Source organism: Limnospira sp. PMC 289.06, from assembly GCF_032350395.1.
In the GTDB taxonomy this organism is placed as follows: Bacteria; Cyanobacteriota; Cyanobacteriia; order Cyanobacteriales; family Microcoleaceae; genus Limnospira; species Limnospira platensis.
The window spans coordinates 1-1,055 of the sequence record NZ_JARPLC010000352.1; the positions used below are offsets into that span (position 1 = coordinate 1).

The 1,055-nt window shown below is 41.6% G+C and carries 2 protein-coding genes; both read left to right on the plus strand.

Annotation, left to right across the window (positions count from 1 at the left end):
- Positions 1 to 193: hypothetical protein (locus P5674_RS25130; protein ID WP_315670419.1), on the plus strand; the 193-nt coding region annotated here is incomplete at its 5' end.
- Positions 194 to 895: 702 nt separating this feature from the next.
- Positions 896 to 1,051: a hypothetical protein gene (locus tag P5674_RS25135; RefSeq protein ID WP_014275123.1), complete on the plus strand. Its 156-nt coding sequence runs from the start codon at positions 896 to 898 to the stop codon at positions 1,049 to 1,051.
- The last annotated feature ends 4 nt before the right edge of the window (positions 1,052 to 1,055 follow it).

The following is a 1,055-nucleotide window of genomic DNA, read 5'->3' on the forward strand; positions in this document are numbered from 1 at the left end:
AAATCGGATTGATAGCAGCCACATTATCCGTGATGCTAGGGGAGTCAGTAGTGGCGACCTCATCACAGCTTTATTCGTGGGTTGGGTTTCGTGCCTCAACCCAACATTATGGCTCAAATCGCGGGGATTGACTTACTCAAAAAAACCCAGATTTTCTAGCTTTTACTTTTCCATAAATTGTCTGCAAAAATAAAGGAATGAACCCATGATTAAACCACATAAATCCATCAAAATCGGATTGATAACAGCCACATTATCCGTGATTCTAGGGGAGTCAGTAGTGGCGACCTCATCACAGCTTTATTCGTAGGTTGGGTTGAGGAACGAAACCCAACATTATGGCTCAAATCGCGGGGATTGACTTACTCAAAAAAACCGAGATTTTCTAGCTTTTACTTTTCCATAAATTGTCTGCAAAAATAAAGGAATGAACCCATGATTAAACCACATAAATCCATCAAAATCGGATTGATAGCAGCCACATTATCCGTGATGCTAGGGGAGTCAGTAGTGGCGACCTCATCACAGCTTTATTCGTGGGTTGGGTTTCGTGCCTCAACCCAACATTATGGCTCAAATCGCGGGGATTGACTTACTCAAAAAAACCCAGATTTTCTAGCTTTTACTTTTCCATAAATTGTCTGCAAAAATAAAGGAATGAACCCATGATTAAACCACATAAATCCATCAAAATCGGATTGATAACAGCCACATTATCCGTGATTCTAGGGGAGTCAGTAGTGGCGACCTCATCACAGCTTTATTCGTAGGTTGGGTTGAGGAACGAAACCCAACATTATGGCTCAAATCGCGGGGATTGACTTACTCAAAAAAACCGAGATTTTCTAGCTTTTACTTTTCCATAAATTGTCTGCAAAAATAAAGGAATTAACCCATGATTAAACCACAGCAAATCATCGAAATCGGATTGATAGCAGCCACATTATCCGTGATGCTAGGGGAGTCAGTAGTGGCGACCTCATCACAGCTTTATTCGTGGGTTGGGTTTCGTGCCTCAACCCAACATTATGGCTCAAATCGCGGGGATTGACTTA